Consider the following 19,179-nt stretch of genomic DNA (forward strand, 5'->3'; position numbering starts at 1 on the left):
ATATTTTTTAGACCTTTTTCATTTTACCTGCCAAGTTATACGCTCTGCTTTCCTTTGCGTTTGTTTCCGGTCTGTTTCTCTTCATCATGACAATCCTCACAGAAACAGAAAAACATCTTCGGAAACAATTCGCAAACTGAAGCAGAGCAATAGCTGGCAGATTTTGATGCATGTAAAACACGCATCAGATTCCTTGATAAAGCTTCAGACTGAAACGGGGTGCCATACCCAGCAGATGATCGAAGATGTCCGACTGGATATGTTCGTATTGTTTCCAAGCCTTGACACGTGAAAAGAAATACACCCGTATGGGCAGGCCGCGCTCTGTAGGTTCTTTCTGGGTAATGATCAGATCTAAATCCTGGTTCACTACCGGCAAACTCATCAGATAGCGTTCGATGTATTCACGGTACAACTGCGAATTGGTCGGCATTTCTCCTTCGGCAGGAACATAATCAGACATCAGGGGAACTTCTTTACGGATACGCTCCAGTTCTTCCGGTGTAGAGAAACGTATCGTATCCAGATCCAGCCAGATACGCTTGTCTACCCGACGGCCGCCGCTTTCCTGCATTCCCCGCCAGTTCTGAAATGTACTGTTTACCATTGTATACGGAGGAATGGTGGTAATGGTGTTATCCCAATTCTGGATCTTTACGGTATTCAATGTGATTTCCTGCACGATTCCGTCGGCCATTCCGTTAGGCAATGTCACCCAGTCGCCTATGCGCAGCATGTCGTTTGCCGAAAGCTGCACTCCTGACACAAATCCTAAAATGCTGTCTTTAAAGACCAGCATCAGCACCGTCGCCGCAGCGCCCAAACCGGCAAAGAGCGTTATCGGTGACTTGTTGATCAGTGTAGCCACAATCAGTATGCCTCCAAGAAAGAACAGCACCACCTGACACACCTGTACAAGTCCGCGAATAGGATGATTCTTACGGATTTCCTTCGAATTGTAAATGTCAAGCATCACCAGCAGCATGGCATTCAGCGTAAGCAGGATAGCTACAATGATATAGACAGCACAAATGCGCTGCGAAAACACCAGCATGTCTTTGCCTTTGACAAAAGCTAAAGGCAAAAGCAGATAAATCAATACGCCGGGCACCACATGCAGCAAATGATGCACAACCTTACGCTTCACCAGCAAAGTATTCCACCGGTAAGGAAAACGGCGTGCATATCGTTTGATGCCTCCTACCACAATGGCTTGAAAAAAATAATTCAGACCCACGGCCAACAGAATAATGAGTGCGGCCACCACAAATTCGTCAAACATATTGGCATATTCGGATGGGATTCCCCATGATATAAGCACATCATTCATCCATCCGCCCAACGTTCCGACCTCATGTAAAGTTTTCATAAGCAATTTATATTAAATAATATATGTAATATGTACAACAAAGCGATACCAAGGATGTTTAACCTTCAGGAAAAATATGCTATAAATAACTCCAAAAAGCCATTCCATCCTGTTTTTGGGATACGCAGCCTTTTATTGCGAAAGCTGTTTTTTACGTTTACCCTGCAACAAATATACAACTTATAAAACATTACCGACCTGAAGCCGGCGAATTTAAGAATATTTGAACATCAGGAAGCTTCTGAAACCGTTCCAAATGCCTTCCAAACAGTTTTTACCGCCTTTTCTAAATAAAAATCGCATATTAATTCATCGTTTCAAGAAAATTATCTATCTTTGCGGCCCGAAATCGAAAAATGGCAATGAGTTTTAGCAACACATACAAACTGAACGAGTGTGTACAGCGGTGCGCGGTACACCGCAGGTTTGTCGCACACTGGTTCACCGGCTTCATCTAAAATAATCCGCAGCAACCCCCGTATTTAAAGTGACTATTTTTTATGAACCGGCAAAAATTGCCATGCCCTTTGCTGTGAAAAGGCCAAAGGACAGGGTTCTTTTTGCTAAACTGAAAAGCCATGTTTTACGTATTGATTTTATTATTCATCGGCATCGGCACAGGCTATATTTTCCGCCGTGTCGAACTGCTTCACAAAGTGGAAAAGACAATTTCACTCACAATCTTCTGTATGCTTTTTACATTCGGAGTTACCATCGGATCCAACGACGAACTGATAAGCAATCTCGACAAGTTCGGATATCAGGCAGCTTTGCTGGCCATATTAGGAACAGCCGGAAGCCTTTGCGCCTCATACCTGGCATACCGTCTGATTTTCAGGAAAGGAGGTAAAGATGAAAAATAGTCTGATTATACTTTGCGTATTCATCGCCGGAGGTCTGACAGGGCTTAACCGCCTGATTCCGGAAGACTGGTTCAAGGGAAACACCTCGATTATCATTCTTTACATACTTATTTTCCAGGTGGGAATCAGCATCGGTTCGAACAAAGACCTGAAAGACATGATCCGTTTTCTCTCTCCCCGAATGCTGATATTGCCGCTGTCCACCATTGCCGGAACGCTGCTTTTCTCCTTCCTCGCCAGCTTTGCCATCAGCCAATGGAGAACAGCGGACTGCATGGCTGTAGGAAGCGGATTTGCTTATTATTCACTGTCTTCAGTGCTGATTACAGAAATAAAACAGGCTTCGGCCGGCATACAGATAGCAACCGAACTGGGAACGCTGGCCCTGCTGGCAAACATCATCCGCGAAATGATTTCGCTCATAGGAGCACCCCTGTTCACCCGAATGTTCGGAAAACTCGCTCCCATCTCGGCAGCAGGAATCAACTCGATGGATGTAATGCTGCCGATGGTAAACCGCTATTCAGGAAAGAACATGGTTCCGCTTGCCATCCTGCACGGAATCATCCTGGAAATAAGCGTGCCGCTGCTGATTTCCTTCTTCTGCAGCATGTGACAAGCCTTCTTACCACGTATAGCTCAAGCCGAAACTTAAAAGTTCCTGCAACTGGAAGTAACTGTCATCCGATTCACGCGTCACTCCATCGTCGAAACGGCCGTGAATGAACAGTTTAGTCGACAAGTACTGGTTGATGGTAAAGGTGAATGTATTCTCCCATTCAGCCAGGACTTTTTCGTAGTTCGTAGTGTATGAAAGCCGGGACTCCCACAGCAGAACAGAAATGATCTGCCACTTCAATGTAGATTCCAGACGAGAACCCCAGACACTCTCGTGCTTGTGCCCTTCCTTCACATTGAACTTGGTCGGATCTACCCTATCGCTTGACACACTATACAGCGTATAGTTTAACGGATTGATCAGTACGGACAGGTTGCAGACCCCATCCTTTATATATTTATAGTCCATACCAAGACCGACGTTCAACTCAGCCGGAGAAAAGAAAGCAGACACCAGATTTTCGGTATTGGTTTCATAGTTCGAGAAAAACTGAGTCTTGAACTCGGCCGAAAGCGTATAATACCACGAGTTGACAGCCTTAATACCCAGTTTAGAACTCAGGCGGAACATATCATTGTTAGGCTTATAGCTATGCAAGGTATCAGAAGGAGCGGTAATAAAGCCCAGTTTCCATTCCAGTTTGTTTTCGAACTGTATTTTCTGACGGTCATCATAATTTGCCTGCAAGGTCAGTCCGGAGAGGAACGACTTCGTGCTTTCGCCTCCCTTATACCAGTTGTCGGAAATATAGTTCTGCGAAAACTGCAAATAGCCGTTGCCCGTCAATGTCCAGAAGTTCGGCTTGAACACAAGCAGGTCTTTCTGCACCACTTCCCGCGGACGGCCAGGTATCTGCAAAACCTGCAGGATAGACTTCTTGGTTTCGTCCTTCACAAACTTTTCTCCCTGCAAGGGCTTCAATCCCACCAGATTAGCCTCGTTCTGTTTCACCAGATTCGGATATTCAAGATAAAACGAAAGCAGCTGACGGTTAATGTAACGGTCGATCTTCTCCGAACGGCGGAGATCCTTCAGCGGAAACGGCCGCACTGCTACAGAATCATCCTTCAGAAAAGGAATCCGAGGCTTCCATCCGTCAATATTGCAGGCCTGCTCTATCGCCGCATGATAATAAGTTGCAGGCATCGAAAGTTTGTAATAGTCAGATTTCACAGGAATCCCCCTTATAATAAGGTATATGTCATCCCACCGTTCAAGCATTTCATCGTATCTCTTGCGAAAATCTCTCACCGTCCTGTTGAAAGCCAGCAGCTGCGGCGAAGGCTGCTCTTTCTGTTCTGTCACTCTGCGAACCGACAACTTTGCACTGTCGGCCGCTGAAACAGCCGAAAGAGAGTCGAGAACCTGAACTACCACAGAGTCAGGAATCACGACAACCGCCGTATCTGCCACGGACTCCAGTCCGGACACCTTGGCCGTCTGAGCAAGCGCACACAGCGCCATTGCCAGAAACACAGCCACCAATCCCATCTTCTTCATTTTCTACTTGCCTATTAAATTTCGGCAAATCTACAAAAAGCAGCCGTTATATGCAACAAAAAAAGGTTTTACACGCAATAGCCTTTGCGGGTTCGGCTTTTTTTTCTAATTTTGCATCTTTATAGAAAACAGTTTTATTGCTGATTAAAATTTTAAACTATTCATATTGTGGCAGAAACAAAGTACATTTTCGTAACAGGTGGCGTTGCCTCATCATTGGGCAAAGGCATCATCTCTTCATCAATCGGTAAGTTGCTGCAAGCAAGAGGCTACAGCGTAACCATCCAAAAGTTCGACCCGTACATCAACATCGACCCGGGAACTCTGAATCCCTACGAGCACGGCGAATGCTATGTGACAGTAGACGGACATGAGGCCGATCTTGACTTGGGACACTATGAACGCTTCCTGGGCATACAGACGACAAAAGCCAACAACATCACCACAGGCCGCATCTACAAGAGTGTGATCGACAAAGAGCGCCGCGGTGACTATTTGGGAAAAACCATCCAGATCATCCCTCACATCACAGACGAAATCAAGCGTAATGTGAAGCTCTTGGGAAACAAGTACAAATTCGACTTCGTAATTACAGAAATCGGAGGTACGGTAGGCGACATCGAATCGCTTCCCTATCTTGAAAGCATCCGTCAGCTAAAGCGTGAACTGGGACGCAACGCATTGTGCGTGCATCTCACCTACGTGCCTTATCTGGCTGCAGCAGGCGAACTGAAAACAAAGCCTACACAGCATTCGGTTAAAGAACTGCAGTCGGTAGGCATCCAGCCCGACATCCTTGTACTGCGCACCGAACATGAGCTCAGCGCCACACTCCGCAAAAAAGTAGCGCTGTTCTGCAATGTAGACGAAGACGCAGTAGTACAGTCGATGGATATGCCGACAATTTATGAAGTGCCTCTGCGGATGCAGGAACAGAAGCTGGACGTGACGATTCTTGAAAAGATGGGCTTGCCTGTAGGCGAAACGCCTACACTGGGACCGTGGAGAGAGTTCCTGAACCGCCGGCACAGCGCTACGGAAGTGGTGAAAATCGGACTGGTAGGAAAATACGACTTGCAGGACGCATACAAATCCATCCTCGAAGCATTGTCGCAAGCTGCAACCTACAATGACCACAAGGCTGATATCCATTTCATCAACAGCGAGAAGCTGACTGAAGGAAACGTGGAAGAACAGCTTAAAGACATGGACGGAATCATCATCTGCCCGGGCTTCGGCCAAAGAGGAATCGAAGGAAAGTTCATCGCTGCCAAATACTGCCGCACACACAACGTGCCGACATTCGGCATCTGCCTCGGCATGCAATGCATGGCCATCGAATTTGCGCGCAATGTGCTGGGATACGCCGATGCCAACAGCCGCGAAATGGACGAAAAGACTCCGCATAACGTCATTGACATTATGGAGGAGCAGAAGTCAATCACCAACATGGGCGGAACCATGCGTCTGGGTGCATACGAATGCGTGGTCGACCAGAACTCAAAGACATTCCAGGCTTACAAGACCGAACACATACAGGAACGCCACCGCCACCGCTACGAATTCAACAACGACTATAAGGCTGAATTTGAAAAGGCTGGCATGAAATGCGTGGGCATCAATCCGGAATCAGACCTTGTGGAAATCATCGAAATACCCACATTGAAATGGTATATCGGCACACAGTTCCATCCGGAATACAGCAGCACGGTGCTGAAACCGCATCCGCTTTTCCTGTCGTTCGTCAAGGCGGCTATCGACAAATAAATATAAGAAACCGAATACAATTAGATAAAAATGGACAAAAACACGTTAGTGGGATTTGTGCTGATCGGAGTGGTGATTGTTGGATTTGGAATCTACAACCGCCCCAGTCAGGAAGAAAGAGCGCAAGCTCAGCACTATCAAGATTCTATCCAGCAAGTAATCCGGGATAAGGAGATACAGGCCCAAAAGCAGGCGGCATTGGCCGAAGAAGCAGCGTTGAATGATACAACATCTTTGTTTTTTGAAGCAACCAAGGGCGAAGAAAAACGAACTACCCTTGAAAACGAATTCATCAAGCTGCAGTTCACGAACAAAGGCGGACGGGTTTGTTCGGCCATGCTGAAAGAATACAACGACCAGGAGCACCAGCCGCTGGTTCTGTTTGACGGAAATGACGCTGCCATGAACTTCAGCTTCGACGGAAAAGCTGAAAACATGAACAGCAGCCGCCTGTATTTTGAAACCGTAAACCAAACTGACAGTACGGTCACCATGAGGCTGAACGTATCAAACGGAGGACATCTGGATCTCAACTACAAACTGCTGCCGCATTCTTATATGGTAGACCTGACCATACAGGCCACAGGCATGCAGAACTTTTTCCACTCGACGACAAACAGCATGGGCATCGACTGGAAGCAACGGGCACGCCAGATGGAAAAGGGATTCAACTTTGAACAGCGGTATACTTCGCTCACCTACAAGCCTGTGGGCGAAAGCTTCGATTACCTGAGCGAAACAAGCGACGAGAAAAAGGATATTCCCGAAGCGCTCGACTGGGTAGCGTTCAAGAACCAGTACTTTTCATGCGTATTCATGGCTGAACAGTGCTTCATGAACGCCTCGCTCGATTCAAAGCTGGAAGTGCAGGGAAGCGGATACATGAAAGACTACAGAGCAGAAATGTCTACTCCTTTCGATCCGACCGGTGCAAAACCGACACGGCTGCAGTTCTATTTCGGACCGAATCATTTCAAGACGCTGCTGGCAAGCAACGACCTGAGCTTCTCGAACAAAGATCAGGAATTGGAAGACCTGGTATATTTGGGATGGCCGATCATTCGCCTCATCAACAGGTGGTTCACCATCAATCTGTTCGACTGGCTGTCGGGACTGGGATTGAGCATGGGCATTGTAATTCTGTTCATGACGATCATCGTAAAAATCCTCGTGCTTCCCACCACATGGAAGTCGTTCATCTCGTCGGCAAAGATGCGTGCGCTGAAGCCTTATGTAGATAAAATCAGTGCAAAATATCCCAATCCGGAAGACGCGCTGAAGAAACAGCAGGAAACGATGGCCCTTTACCGCGAATACAATGTGAGTCCGATGGGAGGCTGTCTGCCGATGCTGCTGCAGACTCCGGTCTACATGGCGCTGTTCTTCTTCGTGCCGAACGCGATCGAATTCCGCCAGCAAAGTTTCCTTTGGGCAAACGACCTTTCGGCCTACGACGACCTGATCAGCTGGAACATGCACATTCCCTTGCTCGGCAATCACTTGAGCCTGTTCTGCCTGCTTTTCAGTGCCACCACGGTTATCAACCAGATTGTGATGATGCGCCAGCAGGACATGGGCAACAATCCGCAGATGGCTGCCATGAAATGGATGATGTATATCATGCCGCTGATGTTCTTCTTCATCTTCAACGACTATGCGTCGGGATTGAGCTACTACTACTTTATCTCGGGACTGATGAGCATCCTCATCATGTGGATCATGCGCAAAATGACCGACGAGAAGAAGCTGCTCGCACAGCTGGAAGCCAACAAGCGGGAGCCTTCTCAGCAAAAGCCAAGCGGTTTGATGGCCAAGCTCGAAGCGCTGCAGAAAGAACAGGAACGCCTGCAGAAAGAACGCATGGAACGGATGAAGCAGACGCAGAATCATAATAAGAAAAACTGATTTCACAATAAAGCGTACCAAAACGATAGCCCTGCCCCACAAAGCAGGGCTATTTTTATTTGACCGCATATTATTTGCCGGCCTGGATTGCTGCCTTTCATACGTTTTTATGTAAATTTGCCAACTAAAGACGAAAAACAAATCACAATAGAACAAACTATCATGAAAAAAACAGATCTTATGACCATGACAGCCGCCATCGCACTGGCGACTTCATCGTGTACCGCTCCCGACAAAACGACGGACGAAGGGCCGATCATCGGGAGGCAGGAAATCACAGCAGACAACGGAAGGATGACTCCGGAAATACTTTGGGCGATGGGACGCATCGGCTCTTCAAACGTTTCGCCCGACGGCAAACAGATTGCCTACACCGTTTCTTACTACAGCGTAAAAGAAAACAAGAGCCATACGGTCATTTATGTAATGAACGCTGACGGCTCAGACAACAAACTCCTCACGTCTTCGGCAGCAAGCGAAAGCGAACCTGTCTGGATAAAAAAGGGAAGCAAGCTGGCTTTTCTCAGCAAAGGACAAATCTGGGAAATGAATCCGGACGGAACGGAACGCAAACAATTGTCGGAAATAGAAGGCAATGTGGACGGATTCAAGTTCTCACCGGACGAGTCAAAAGTCCTTTTCGTATCGCAAGTGAAATACGGGAAGCGCACCGCTGACATTTATCCCGACCTTGACAAGGCAAGCGGAAAAATAATTGACGACCTGATGTACAAGCATTGGGACGAATGGGTAGAAAGCATTCCCCACCCGTTTATAGCCCCGTTTGACGGAAACAAGGTGGGCGAAGCGACCGACATCCTGAAAGACGAGCCTTATGAATCGCCGATGAAACCTTTCGGGGGAGTAGAACAGCTTGCATGGAGTCCGGCTTCGGACAAGATAGCCTATACCTGCCGCAAGAAGACAGGACTGGCATACGCCGTTTCTACCGACAGCGACATCTATCTGTATGATGTGGCGTCCGGCAAGACCGAGAATCTCTGCAAAGATTATACCGCGAATCCCCAGAAGAAAGACGACAAGAACGAAGGCTACGACATCAATCCGCAGTTCTCGCCCGACGGAAAGTTCATCGCATGGCAGAGCATGGAACACGACGGTTATGAAAGCGACCTGAACCGCCTGTATGTCCTTGACTTGGAGAAGAAAGAAAAATTCAATGCTGCAAGTGCATTTGAAACCAATGTTGACACTTATGTATGGACTCCTGCTTCAGACGGTTTCTATCTGACCGGCACATGGCACGGAACAGAGCAGATTTACCGTCTGGGACTGAATGACTGGAAAGACAGCAAGGCACCGGTCAAAATTACGGAGGGACTGCATGACTATGGAAGCATCAGCTTGAGCGGCGACAGACTGATTGCCACACGCCACTCGATGAGCCAGGCAGACGAAATCTATTCGGTTCCGGTAGAGTTTGACGGCAATTTTGCAAAAGCAACACAGCTTACAAACGAAAACAAGCATATCTACGACAAGCTGGAAATGGGCCGTGTGGAAGAACGCTGGATAAAAACCACCGACGGAAAAGACATGCTGACATGGGTAATTTATCCGCCGCAGTTCGACCCACAAAAGAAGTACCCCACCCTGCTCTATTGTGAGGGCGGTCCGCAAAGCCCGCTGGGACAGTTCTGGAGCTACCGCTGGAATTTCCAGATTATGGCAGCGAACGACTACATCATTGTAGCTCCCTGCCGGCGCGGTATGCCGGGATTCGGCGTGGAATGGAATGAAGCCATCAGCGGAGATTACGGAGGCCAGTGCATGAGGGACTACCTGACCGCCATCGATGAAGTAGCGAAAGAGCCGTTCGTCGACAAAGACCATCTGGGATGCGTAGGCGCCAGCTTCGGTGGATTTTCCGTATACTGGCTGGCCGGACACCACAACAAACGCTTCAAGGCTTTCATAGCCCACGACGGCATTTTCAACATGGAAATGCAGTATCTGGAAACGGAAGAGAAATGGTTTGCCAACTGGGATATGGGCGGAGCATTCTGGGACAAGAACAACGCCACAGCCCAACGCACTTTTGCCAACTCTCCCCACCGCTTCGTAGACAAATGGGACACCCCGATTCTCTGCATCCACGGCGAAAAAGACTACCGTATCCTTGCAAACCAGGCGATGGCAGCCTTCGATGCAGCCAAGATGCGCGGCATACCTGCCGAACTGCTGATTTTCCCCGATGAAAACCACTGGGTTCTCCAGCCGCAGAACGGCGTGCTCTGGCAGCGCACCTTCTTCAACTGGCTTGACCGCTGGCTGAAACCGAAAGAATAACCGCAAAGACAAAAAAGCACCCCGTCACCCCTGTTAAAGCAACCGATTGCCTTAAAAAGAGTGGCGGGGTGTTTTGCATAGGGCGAATCTTTTCAGAACTGTCAGACAAAGACCCGCACCATTTAAAACAAGATCAGCCGGCAATTCACAAACCGGCTGTCTTACGGAAACTAAAATTATCTATAAAACCTATTGAAAATACACTTATTCACACGCCTTGAATAAATATAAACAAAGCAAATTCCTGTTTTGTTCAATCAATACCCGAAAAAAGTAACCGGATAACCGTCCAGCAGGCAGTCCAGACGTCCGTCATACATCTGCATATTGTCCATATACGAATAGTCGCCTCCCCCATAGTGCATGCGGATACTTGTATAGAAAGCATCATACCAGTCCCACGTGAATACATAACGGGATTCCTGCACATATCCGTCACGGTATTGGATGCGGACATAGTCCTCGCCCGTATTGTCCGGATAGAAAGTGATTTCCTGCCTGTGGAAACCGTCGGAATCCGACCATTCGTCCACCCACACAAAACTGCAAAGATATTCCGTATTCTCACGGTAGTCAAGCGTATTGTTGCCGATCGAGAAGTCCACTTCACACGACGGGAGCAAAATCACAAGCGCAGCCAAAGCCGCTATATAATAGAGTTTTCGAACTGATGTTTTCATAATGTTTCCTCCTTTGGTTTTTTCTATAGCACAAAGGTAAGGAAACCCTATGAAAGCAGAAAAAGATAATTCCTAAGATTAAAGGGGAAAATCCCTAAACCTGTTAGGGCTTTCCCTTTAGGGCCGGACAAACGCTCAGTCTTTAAGCAGTGTCTGAAGCGCATCGCGCCAGTCCTCGCCATTCTCCGGCTGATACGTAACGAATCCAGCCTTATGTCCGGCAGCGATGTTGGATGCCCCGTCGTCTACGAAAAGCGTTTCTGAGGGCACTATTCCGCTGTCTTCAACCACCATTCTGAAAATCCGCTCGTCGGGCTTGAGCACTCCCAGCTGATACGACAGATAGAGCTTGTCGAAATATGCGTTCAAGGGCTTGCGGCGGGCAGAAAACTCCTCGCTGCACGCCCAGTCCATCACATAGGGATTCGTGTTGCTGAGCACATACAGCCTGTACCTCCTGCGGAGCTCTTCCAGGCATTCCAGCATCGCCTCGTCCACCCCCGTAAAAAAGCCGAGCCATGCCTGCCGCGTTTCTTCCCACTCCAGCTTGCGGCCGCAAAGCACGCCCAGCTTGTCCTGAAAGGTCTGGGCGTCAATAGCGCCCTCTTCAAGCTCCTGAAATATCCCCGTCTGGTGATACTTGTCCAAACGCTGGTCAGCGTCGGCTAGTCCCAGACGCACAAACGCTTCTACAGCTTTCTCCCTGTCGATCGGGGCAATCACGCCCCCGAAGTCAAAAAGTATATTCTTAATCATAGTCTGCTGAAAATTGACATTCCAATCCAAAAGCCTACATCTGCCTGCTCTTCATGACCAGATTCTTGAACGGAGAAGGATAAGGCGTTTCAAACGCCATCAGCTCTCCGGTCACCGGATGGTGAAAGCAGAGCTTGAAGGCATGGAGAGCCATCCTGCCCAGCGGATCAACCGGGCATCCGTAACGCTCATCTCCCACAACCGGATGCCCGAGCGACTGCATATGCACGCGGATCTGATTCTTGCGCCCCGTTTCAAGCTGGAGCTCCACCAGCGAATAGCCGTTGGCGCGCTTGATGGTCTTGTAATGAGTCAGCGCATACTTTCCTCCGTCGTCATAGTCCGACGAACTTACATACAGCTTGCGATCGGTCAGCCAGGACTCTACAGAGCCTTGGTCCTTTTCCATCTCACCCGACACCACAGCCACATACCTGCGGTCGGTCACAATGTCGTGCCAGTTGTCGCGCAACGTATGCTGGGTCTTTTCATCCTTGGCATACATCATGATACCCGACGTTTCCCGGTCCAGCCGGTGCACCACAAAGACACGGTTGTTCCGGTTCTCACGCTTCACGTATTCATTAAGGATATGCTGCGCCGTGCGCTCCTTCTGATGGTCGGTGGCAACAGAAAGCAGCCCTTCCTTTTTCTCCACAACAATCAGATAGGCATCCTCATAAAGCAGTTTGAGCATCGGATTTCGAAATTCGCGGTTATGCTTTTCCCTGCTGATCTGGACCTTCATGCCCGGTTTCAGAGGAAAGTTATACTGTGTCTGTATGTTATTGTCCACCAGCACCACCCGGTGCGTCAGCAGCGACTTTACGCGCGTGCGGCTGATTCCGGCCATGCTCTTCATGAGAAACGACATCAGTTCATCCGGTTCGGTCACACTATAAACCGTATATTTTGCGGCGGCACGTGCCCTGGGACGTCCTCCCGCCTTGCTTTTCTTCAACATATATCAGAATCGATTGTTTTTTTACCCAAGAATCATCTTTTTTCCAGAAGCACAACGTTTTCAACGTGGTGCGTATGAGGAAACATGTCTACCGGCTGGACAGCAGCCACACGGTATTTGCAGTCGAGCAGCTGCAGGTCGCGCGCCTGTGTGGCAGGATTGCAGCTTACGTAGACAATGCGCTGCGGCTCGGCAAACAGCAGCACGTCAACCACATCGCCGTGCATCCCGGCGCGGGGCGGATCGGTGATGATGACATCCGGACGCCCGTGTTCGCTGATAAACTCCTGCGTCAGGATATCCTTCATGTCGCCCGCATAAAAAAGCGTATTCTCAATGCCGTTGATGGCCGAGTTTACCTTTGCATCTTCAATCGCTTCGGGCACATACTCGATGCCCACAACCTTGCGCGCCCGACGCGACACGAAATTCGCGATGGTTCCGGTTCCGGTATACAGGTCATACACCAGCTCATTCCCCGTCAGTCCGGCAAACTCGCGCGCCACCTTATACAAATTATACGCCTGCTCGGAATTGGTCTGATAAAACGACTTCGGTCCGATTTTGAAACGCAGCCCTTCCATCACTTCAAAGATGTGGTCGGTTCCCTTGAAAACATTCACCTCAAGATCCCCGAAGGTGTCGTTGCACTTGTTGTTCACCACATACAAAAGCGAGGTGATCTGCGGGAATTTGCCGGCCACGTAGTCCAAAAGCTCCTTCATCCGGTCAAGCTCCCCGTCGGAAGTGATCTTGCACTGCAGGAGCACCATCAGTTCGCCGGTGGAAGAAGTGCGCACCATCATGTTGCGCAGCATCCCTTCCTGCGTGCGGAGATTGAAGAAAGAAAAGTTGTGCGCATAAGCATAGTCGCGGATGGCATTGCGGATCTGGTTGGAGATGTCATCCTGAAGCCAGCATTTCTCAATGGCCAGCACCTTGTCAAACGCTCCGGGGATATGGAATCCCACCGCATTCATCTGGTCGTACGTCACGTCCTGCTTCACTTCGTCCTCCGTCAGCCAGCGCTTGTTGGAGAAAGTAAACTCAAGCTTGTTGCGATAAAAGCAGGTCTTTTCCGAACCGAGAATCGGACGGAACTCAGGCAGCTCCACCTTTCCTATGCGCGTAAGGTTGTCGAACACCTGCTTCTGCTTGTACCTCAGCTGCTCGCTGTAGGCCAGACACTGCCACTTGCATCCCCCGCAAACGCCGAAATGCTGGCAGAACGGCTCGACGCGCATGGCAGAGCGTTCATGAAATTTCACCGCCACAGCCTCGGCATAATGGTTTTTCTTGCGCTTCACCTGCAAGTCCACCACATCCCCCGGCACCACATACGGCACAAACACTACCAAATCGTTCACCCTTGCCACTGCTTTTCCTTCAGCGGCCACATCTGTTATCGTCACCTTCTCAAGTAAAGGAAGTTCTTTTTTCTTTCTTGCCACGTTCGTTTACAATAAAATCCAATTCGGGAGGCAAAGGTAATTATTTTTCCACACATAACGAAACATGTATGCCGCATACACGGATTTGCAGTCCATGTCGGATAAAAAATCCAGCCTGAGGGACAAAAGCTCTATCTCCACGCTGGAGATGCACGTCTTCAGCCTGAAGACACAGATCTCCAGACTGAGGATATATATCTCCAGACTAAAGATAAAGAACGGTGCAGCGCATCCCTCTTTTTCAGCCCCGAAACCGCCCTGCCCCCCGCAGGCAAACATGCAAAACGGCAGGCAAGCGGCGGTTTTGACAACTCGATATTGCAAAACATGCCCAACAACACGTGTTTTGCATTTGATATATTACATTTTTTACATAGATTTGCATCCATTCTTAGAAAAAGAAACATTTATAACCATTAAAATCATACTGAACAAAATGGAAACAAAAAGAGTTTACACGTTCGGAAACGGATACGCTGAAGGCAAAGCCGACATGCGCAACCTGTTGGGCGGCAAAGGCGCCAATCTTGCAGAAATGAATCTGATAGGCGTTCCGGTACCTCCCGGTTTTACAATAACAACCGAAGTCTGCAACGAATATTTTGAAAAAGGAAAAGACGATGTAGTAGCACTGCTGAAAGACGATGTGGAACGGTCCATCGCAGGTGTCGAAACATTGATGAAATCCAAATTCGGCGACGTCGAAAATCCGCTGCTCGTTTCCGTACGCTCAGGAGCACGGGCTTCCATGCCGGGCATGATGGATACGATTCTGAATCTGGGACTGAATGACGACGTTGTGGCCGGACTGGCACGCAAGACCGGAAACGAACGTTTCGCATGGGACTCATACCGACGCTTCGTACAGATGTACGGCGATGTGGTTTTAGGCATGAAGCCCGCCAACAAGGACGACATCGACCCGTTCGAAGCCATCATTGAAGACGTGAAGAAAAAGAAAGGAGTCCGTCTGGACAACGAACTGGAAGTGGAAGACCTGAAAGAACTGGTCAGACGCTTCAAGGAAGCGGTAAAGACACAGACAGGAAAAGACTTCCCAAGCGACGCCTACGAACAGCTGTGGGGAGCCATCTGCGCCGTGTTCGACTCATGGATGAACGAACGCGCCATCCTGTACCGCAAGATGGAAGGCATCCCGGCTGAATGGGGAACAGCCGTCAACGTCCAGGCCATGGTATTCGGAAACATGGGCGACACCTCGGCCACCGGAGTATGCTTCTCACGCGATGCTGCCACAGGTGAAGACCTCTTCAACGGCGAATACCTGATCAATGCACAGGGCGAAGACGTGGTGGCAGGTATCCGCACGCCGCAGCAGATTACAAAGATCGGCTCACAACGCTGGGCCAAACTCCAGGGCATATCCGAAGAAGAACGCGCAAGCAAATACCCGTCAATGGAAGAAGCCATGCCCGAAATCTACAAGGAACTCGACGCATTGCAGACCAAACTGGAAAACCATTACCGTGACATGCAGGACATGGAGTTCACCGTTCAGGAAGGAAAGCTGTGGTTTTTGCAGACACGAAACGGAAAGCGCACGGGAGCTGCCATGGTGCGCATCGCCATGGAAATGCTGGAACAGGGCCTGATTGACGAAAAGACTGCCATCCTGCGCTGCGAACCGAACAAGCTGGACGAACTGCTCCATCCGGTATTCGACAAAGAAGAGCTCCGCAACGCAAAAGTCCTTACACGGGGACTTCCTGCTTCTCCGGGAGCTGCAACCGGCCAGATCGTATTCTTCGCCGAGGACGCAGCCAAATGGCATGCCGAAGGACGCCGCGTGATCATGGTACGCATAGAAACTTCGCCGGAAGACTTGGCCGGAATGACTGTTGCAGAAGGTATCCTGACTGCCCGCGGAGGTATGACTTCACACGCTGCCGTAGTGGCGCGAGGCATGGGCAAATGCTGCGTATCGGGTGCGGGAGCTATCAACGTTGACTACAAGTCGCGCACTGTAGAAATCGACGGCGTTGTCCTGAAGGAAGGCGACTATATCTCTCTCAACGGAAGCACAGGCGAAGTTTATCAGGGCGAAGTGCCGACTAAGGCCGCTGAAGTGTCGGGCAATTTCGCGAAGCTGATGGATTTGTGCAACAAGTATACACGCCTGCAGGTCCGCACCAATGCAGATACGCCGCACGATGCGGAAGTAGCCCGCAAATTCGGCGCTGTAGGTATCGGCCTCTGCCGCACGGAACACATGTTCTTCGAGAACCAGAAGATTATCGCCATGAGGGAAATGATTCTGGCGCCGGACGTTGAAGGACGCAAAAAGGCACTCGCAAAACTGCTGCCCTACCAGAAGAACGACTTCAAGGGCATTTTCAAGGCCATGGACGGCTATCCGGTAAACATCCGTCTGCTCGATCCTCCCCTGCATGAGTTCGTTCCGCACGACCTGAAAGGACAGGAAGAAATGGCCAAAGCCATGGGCGTTACAGTGGAATACATACGCCAGCGTGTAGACAGCCTATGCGAACACAACCCGATGCTCGGACATCGCGGATGCCGTTTGGGAAACACTTATCCGGAAATCACTGAAATGCAGACAGAAGCCATTCTAAGTGCAGCATGCGAGCTGAAGAAGGAAGGATATGATCCGCATCCGGAAATCATGGTGCCGCTTATCGGTATCCTGTATGAATTTGAAGCGCAGGAAAAAATAATCCGCTCTACCGCCGAGCGCGTGTTCAGACAAGAAGGAGTTGAAGTGCCGTTCAAAGTGGGTACGATGATTGAAATACCTCGTGCCGCACTGACAGCAAACCGTATCGCTTCACATGCAGAGTATTTCTCGTTCGGAACAAACGACCTGACTCAAATGACTTTCGGCTATTCACGCGATGACATCGCTTCGTTCCTGCCTGTATACTTGGAAAAGAAGATTCTGAAAGTGGATCCTTTCCAGGTGCTCGACCAGAACGGCGTAGGCCAGCTCATCAAGATGGCTGTAGAAAAAGGACGCTCTGTACGTCCCGGCTTGAAATGCGGCATCTGCGGCGAACACGGAGGCGAACCGTCATCAGTCAAGTTCTGCCATAATGTGGGCTTGAATTATGTAAGCTGCTCTCCGTTCCGCGTGCCTATTGCCCGACTGGCTGCGGCGCAGGCTGCGATAGAGGATACTCTCTAAGACTGGAAGCCCTCAGGCAGAATAGCAATTAAGATTTGTATCAGGCTGTAATCTACCGATTTACGCGGTAATTACAGCCTGAGTTGCGTTAAGACAGTTCGTGCAGTTGACATCAAAAAATGAGCCAAATGAGCGTATTTGTTTTACTCTATGTTTACCCCAAAAATCATCATGTTTACCCCTGTTTACCCCAAAGAATTTCTTGTATTTATCTAAAAAGGAAATAGGTATGACAACATTTAAAGCAACGGTAAAAAAGCCGAGAAGCGATGGCTTTTACACAGTTTACATCAGGATTACGCACCAGCGCAAATCCAGTTATATTAAAACAAATAAAATTGTAGACGCTGCTCATATTACGAAAGGTGGTGATCTCACTGACCCTGTTGTAAATGAGTATTGCGCTATGCTCATCAGGCAATATACGGACCGCTTGAACCGCGTGAATGCGACTTGTTGGGAAATAAAGGAAGTAATAGAGTTCTTGTTGAAAGACGATGAAGAAGCGTGCTTCAGCGATTACGCGCGAAAGTTCATAGACAGGATGGAAGCGGATGGACACGAACGCAATGCAAAGAATTACAGACTTGCGGTAAACCATTTAGAACGCTTCATGGGGACAACCCGACTTCTGTTTAGCAACTTGTCATCTTCTGCAATAAATCTTTGGATAGAGAGTCTGTCAAAAACAAACCGAGCCAAAGAAATGTACCCTACATGTGTACGACAAATTTTCAAAAAAGCTATAGTCGAGCTAAATGATGAAGAGCGTGGTGTTATACGCATAAAGTTCAATCCTTGGCTTAAAGTGGCAATTCCCAAATCTGACAATACAATGAAACGTGCCATCAGTGCGGAAGCCTGCCGTGAGTTCTTCAACCGTCCTCTTCCAAAAACAAAGATGCTGTCTCCCCTTCCGGAACTTGGCCGGGATGTAGCACTTCTATCACTGTGTATCGGCGGTATCAACACCGTTGACCTTTACGAACTCAAAAAGAAGGATTACAACAATGGCATTATCGGCTATAAAAGGGCAAAGACACGTCACAGCCGCAGAGACGAGGCATATATGGAAATGAGAATAGAGCCATTTATCCAAGAGACCTTTAATAAGTATCTCTCCAAAGATGAGGATGATGAGTACCTGTTCGTATTCCACAGCCGTTACAGCAATTCCGACAGTTTCAATGCTAACGTAAATATCGGAATACGCAAGATATGCGCCGACATGGGCATGAAAAAGGAGGACTACTACTGCTATTATACGTTCAGGCATACGTGGGCAACCATTGCCCAAAACGATTGTGATGCAAACCTTTATGAAGTTGCATTTGGCATGAATCACAGTCATGGGTTCAATGTAACAAGAGGCTACTTAAAACTGGACTTTACTCCTGCGTGGGAACTTAATGCCAAGATTATTGATTTCATTTTCTTCAGCAATAAGAAGAGTAAACAAGGCAAAGCTCGTGACCTTGAAGCTCCAGAGGAAAAACTTTTCCGCATTTCAAAAAAGATGATGATATACGGACGCGCTTATTTCAAAGGAGATGTTGTTGGTGAACTAACAGATATCGGTTTTAGTAACGTTGACGAAGTTATCTCCGAACTAGTCAAACAGCTACCCAAAGATATTCCTATCGGTTGTACAGTCCAGTTCAGACTTAAAAATTGTGATAGTCAAAGAGAGGTTGTCTATGAAAGAAGCAAAGGCAAAGGATTTTAGCCTGCTTGTCAGTTAGGTAAACACCTGACATGAGGGAAGAACACCTTTCCACCCGACTACAACACGAAGCCGTACCTGCCCGTCCGAGACAGGTGCGGCTTTGCTG

The 19,179-nt window shown here is 48.7% G+C and carries 13 protein-coding genes; 7 read left to right on the forward strand and 6 right to left on the reverse strand.

Annotation, left to right across the window (positions count from 1 at the left end; genetic code table 11):
- Positions 1-184: 184 nt before the first annotated feature.
- Positions 185-1,369 carry a mechanosensitive ion channel family protein gene (locus QUW60_RS12550; protein ID WP_289560868.1) on the reverse strand — a complete coding sequence of 395 codons (1,185 nt, stop codon included), beginning with the start codon at positions 1,367-1,369 and terminating at the stop codon, positions 185-187.
- Between the two features lie 578 nt (positions 1,370-1,947).
- Between QUW60_RS12550 and QUW60_RS12555 the strand changes: the two genes are divergently transcribed.
- Positions 1,948-2,232 carry a LysO family transporter gene (locus QUW60_RS12555; protein WP_289560870.1) on the forward strand — a complete coding sequence of 95 codons (285 nt, stop codon included), beginning with the start codon at positions 1,948-1,950 and terminating at the stop codon, positions 2,230-2,232.
- A complete protein-coding gene (locus tag QUW60_RS12560) occupies positions 2,222-2,848 on the forward strand; it encodes a LysO family transporter (protein ID WP_258338800.1) in 627 nt (208 codons plus the stop codon). Before QUW60_RS12555 ends, QUW60_RS12560 begins: the two co-directional genes overlap by 11 nt.
- A 9-nt stretch (positions 2,849-2,857) precedes the next feature.
- On the opposite strand, the gene QUW60_RS12565 is transcribed toward QUW60_RS12560, so the two are convergent.
- A complete protein-coding gene (locus QUW60_RS12565) occupies positions 2,858-4,351 on the reverse strand; it encodes a DUF3078 domain-containing protein (RefSeq protein ID WP_289560871.1) in 1,494 nt (497 codons plus the stop codon).
- Between the two features lie 168 nt (positions 4,352-4,519).
- Between QUW60_RS12565 and pyrG the strand changes: the two genes are divergently transcribed.
- From pyrG to dpp5, 3 genes are all read left to right on the forward strand, one after another.
- Positions 4,520-6,118, forward strand: a complete 1,599-nt coding sequence (pyrG, locus tag QUW60_RS12570; protein ID WP_258338798.1) for a CTP synthase — start codon at positions 4,520-4,522, stop codon at positions 6,116-6,118.
- Between the two features lie 30 nt (positions 6,119-6,148).
- Complete coding sequence (gene yidC / locus QUW60_RS12575; RefSeq protein WP_258338797.1) at positions 6,149-8,023, forward strand: membrane protein insertase YidC; 1,875 nt, start codon at positions 6,149-6,151, stop codon at positions 8,021-8,023.
- Positions 8,024-8,185: 162 nt separating this feature from the next.
- The gene (dpp5, locus tag QUW60_RS12580) at positions 8,186-10,333 is read left to right on the forward strand and encodes a dipeptidyl-peptidase Dpp5 (protein ID WP_289560874.1); all 2,148 of its coding nucleotides are present in this window, start codon (positions 8,186-8,188) and stop codon (positions 10,331-10,333) included.
- A gap of 257 nt (positions 10,334-10,590) precedes the next feature.
- Here dpp5 and QUW60_RS12585 read toward each other — a convergent pair whose 3' ends face one another.
- The 4 genes from QUW60_RS12585 to rlmD all read right to left on the reverse strand — a co-directional run bounded on the left by QUW60_RS12585 (position 10,591) and on the right by rlmD (position 14,184).
- A complete protein-coding gene (locus QUW60_RS12585) occupies positions 10,591-11,013 on the reverse strand; it encodes a hypothetical protein (protein ID WP_258338795.1) in 423 nt (140 codons plus the stop codon).
- A gap of 135 nt (positions 11,014-11,148) precedes the next feature.
- Positions 11,149-11,769, reverse strand: coding sequence for an HAD family hydrolase (locus tag QUW60_RS12590; protein WP_289560876.1), 621 nt, complete (start codon positions 11,767-11,769; stop codon positions 11,149-11,151).
- Positions 11,770-11,803: 34 nt separating this feature from the next.
- Positions 11,804-12,733 carry an RluA family pseudouridine synthase gene (locus tag QUW60_RS12595; protein ID WP_289560878.1) on the reverse strand — a complete coding sequence of 310 codons (930 nt, stop codon included), beginning with the start codon at positions 12,731-12,733 and terminating at the stop codon, positions 11,804-11,806.
- Between the two features lie 32 nt (positions 12,734-12,765).
- A complete protein-coding gene (rlmD, locus tag QUW60_RS12600) occupies positions 12,766-14,184 on the reverse strand; it encodes a 23S rRNA (uracil(1939)-C(5))-methyltransferase RlmD (protein WP_258338792.1) in 1,419 nt (472 codons plus the stop codon).
- Between the two features lie 436 nt (positions 14,185-14,620).
- On the opposite strand from rlmD, the gene ppdK reads away from it, so the two are divergent.
- Together ppdK and QUW60_RS12610 are read left to right on the forward strand one after the other, a co-directional pair.
- A complete protein-coding gene (gene ppdK, locus QUW60_RS12605) occupies positions 14,621-17,347 on the forward strand; it encodes a pyruvate, phosphate dikinase (RefSeq protein WP_289560880.1) in 2,727 nt (908 codons plus the stop codon).
- Positions 17,348-17,576: 229 nt separating this feature from the next.
- Positions 17,577-19,073: a tyrosine-type recombinase/integrase gene (locus QUW60_RS12610; RefSeq protein ID WP_087330307.1), complete on the forward strand. Its 1,497-nt coding sequence runs from the start codon at positions 17,577-17,579 to the stop codon at positions 19,071-19,073.
- The last annotated feature ends 106 nt before the right edge of the window (positions 19,074-19,179 follow it).

The organism is Bacteroides gallinaceum (genome assembly GCF_030373775.1).
Lineage (GTDB): Bacteria > Bacteroidota > Bacteroidia > Bacteroidales > Bacteroidaceae > Phocaeicola > Phocaeicola excrementipullorum.

Coding starts and splice junctions, on each gene's coding strand:
- QUW60_RS12550 (WP_289560868.1), bottom strand. CDS start 1,369: ATGAAAACTTTACATGAGGTCGGAACGTTGGGCGGATGGATGAATGAT.
- QUW60_RS12555 (WP_289560870.1), top strand. CDS start 1,948: ATGTTTTACGTATTGATTTTATTATTCATCGGCATCGGCACAGGCTAT.
- QUW60_RS12560 (WP_258338800.1), top strand. CDS start 2,222: ATGAAAAATAGTCTGATTATACTTTGCGTATTCATCGCCGGAGGTCTG.
- QUW60_RS12565 (WP_289560871.1), bottom strand. CDS start 4,351: ATGAAGAAGATGGGATTGGTGGCTGTGTTTCTGGCAATGGCGCTGTGT.
- yidC (WP_258338797.1), top strand. CDS start 6,149: ATGGACAAAAACACGTTAGTGGGATTTGTGCTGATCGGAGTGGTGATT.
- dpp5 (WP_289560874.1), top strand. CDS start 8,186: ATGAAAAAAACAGATCTTATGACCATGACAGCCGCCATCGCACTGGCG.
- QUW60_RS12585 (WP_258338795.1), bottom strand. CDS start 11,013: ATGAAAACATCAGTTCGAAAACTCTATTATATAGCGGCTTTGGCTGCG.
- QUW60_RS12590 (WP_289560876.1), bottom strand. CDS start 11,769: ATGATTAAGAATATACTTTTTGACTTCGGGGGCGTGATTGCCCCGATC.
- QUW60_RS12595 (WP_289560878.1), bottom strand. CDS start 12,733: ATGTTGAAGAAAAGCAAGGCGGGAGGACGTCCCAGGGCACGTGCCGCC.
- ppdK (WP_289560880.1), top strand. CDS start 14,621: ATGGAAACAAAAAGAGTTTACACGTTCGGAAACGGATACGCTGAAGGC.
- QUW60_RS12610 (WP_087330307.1), top strand. CDS start 17,577: ATGACAACATTTAAAGCAACGGTAAAAAAGCCGAGAAGCGATGGCTTT.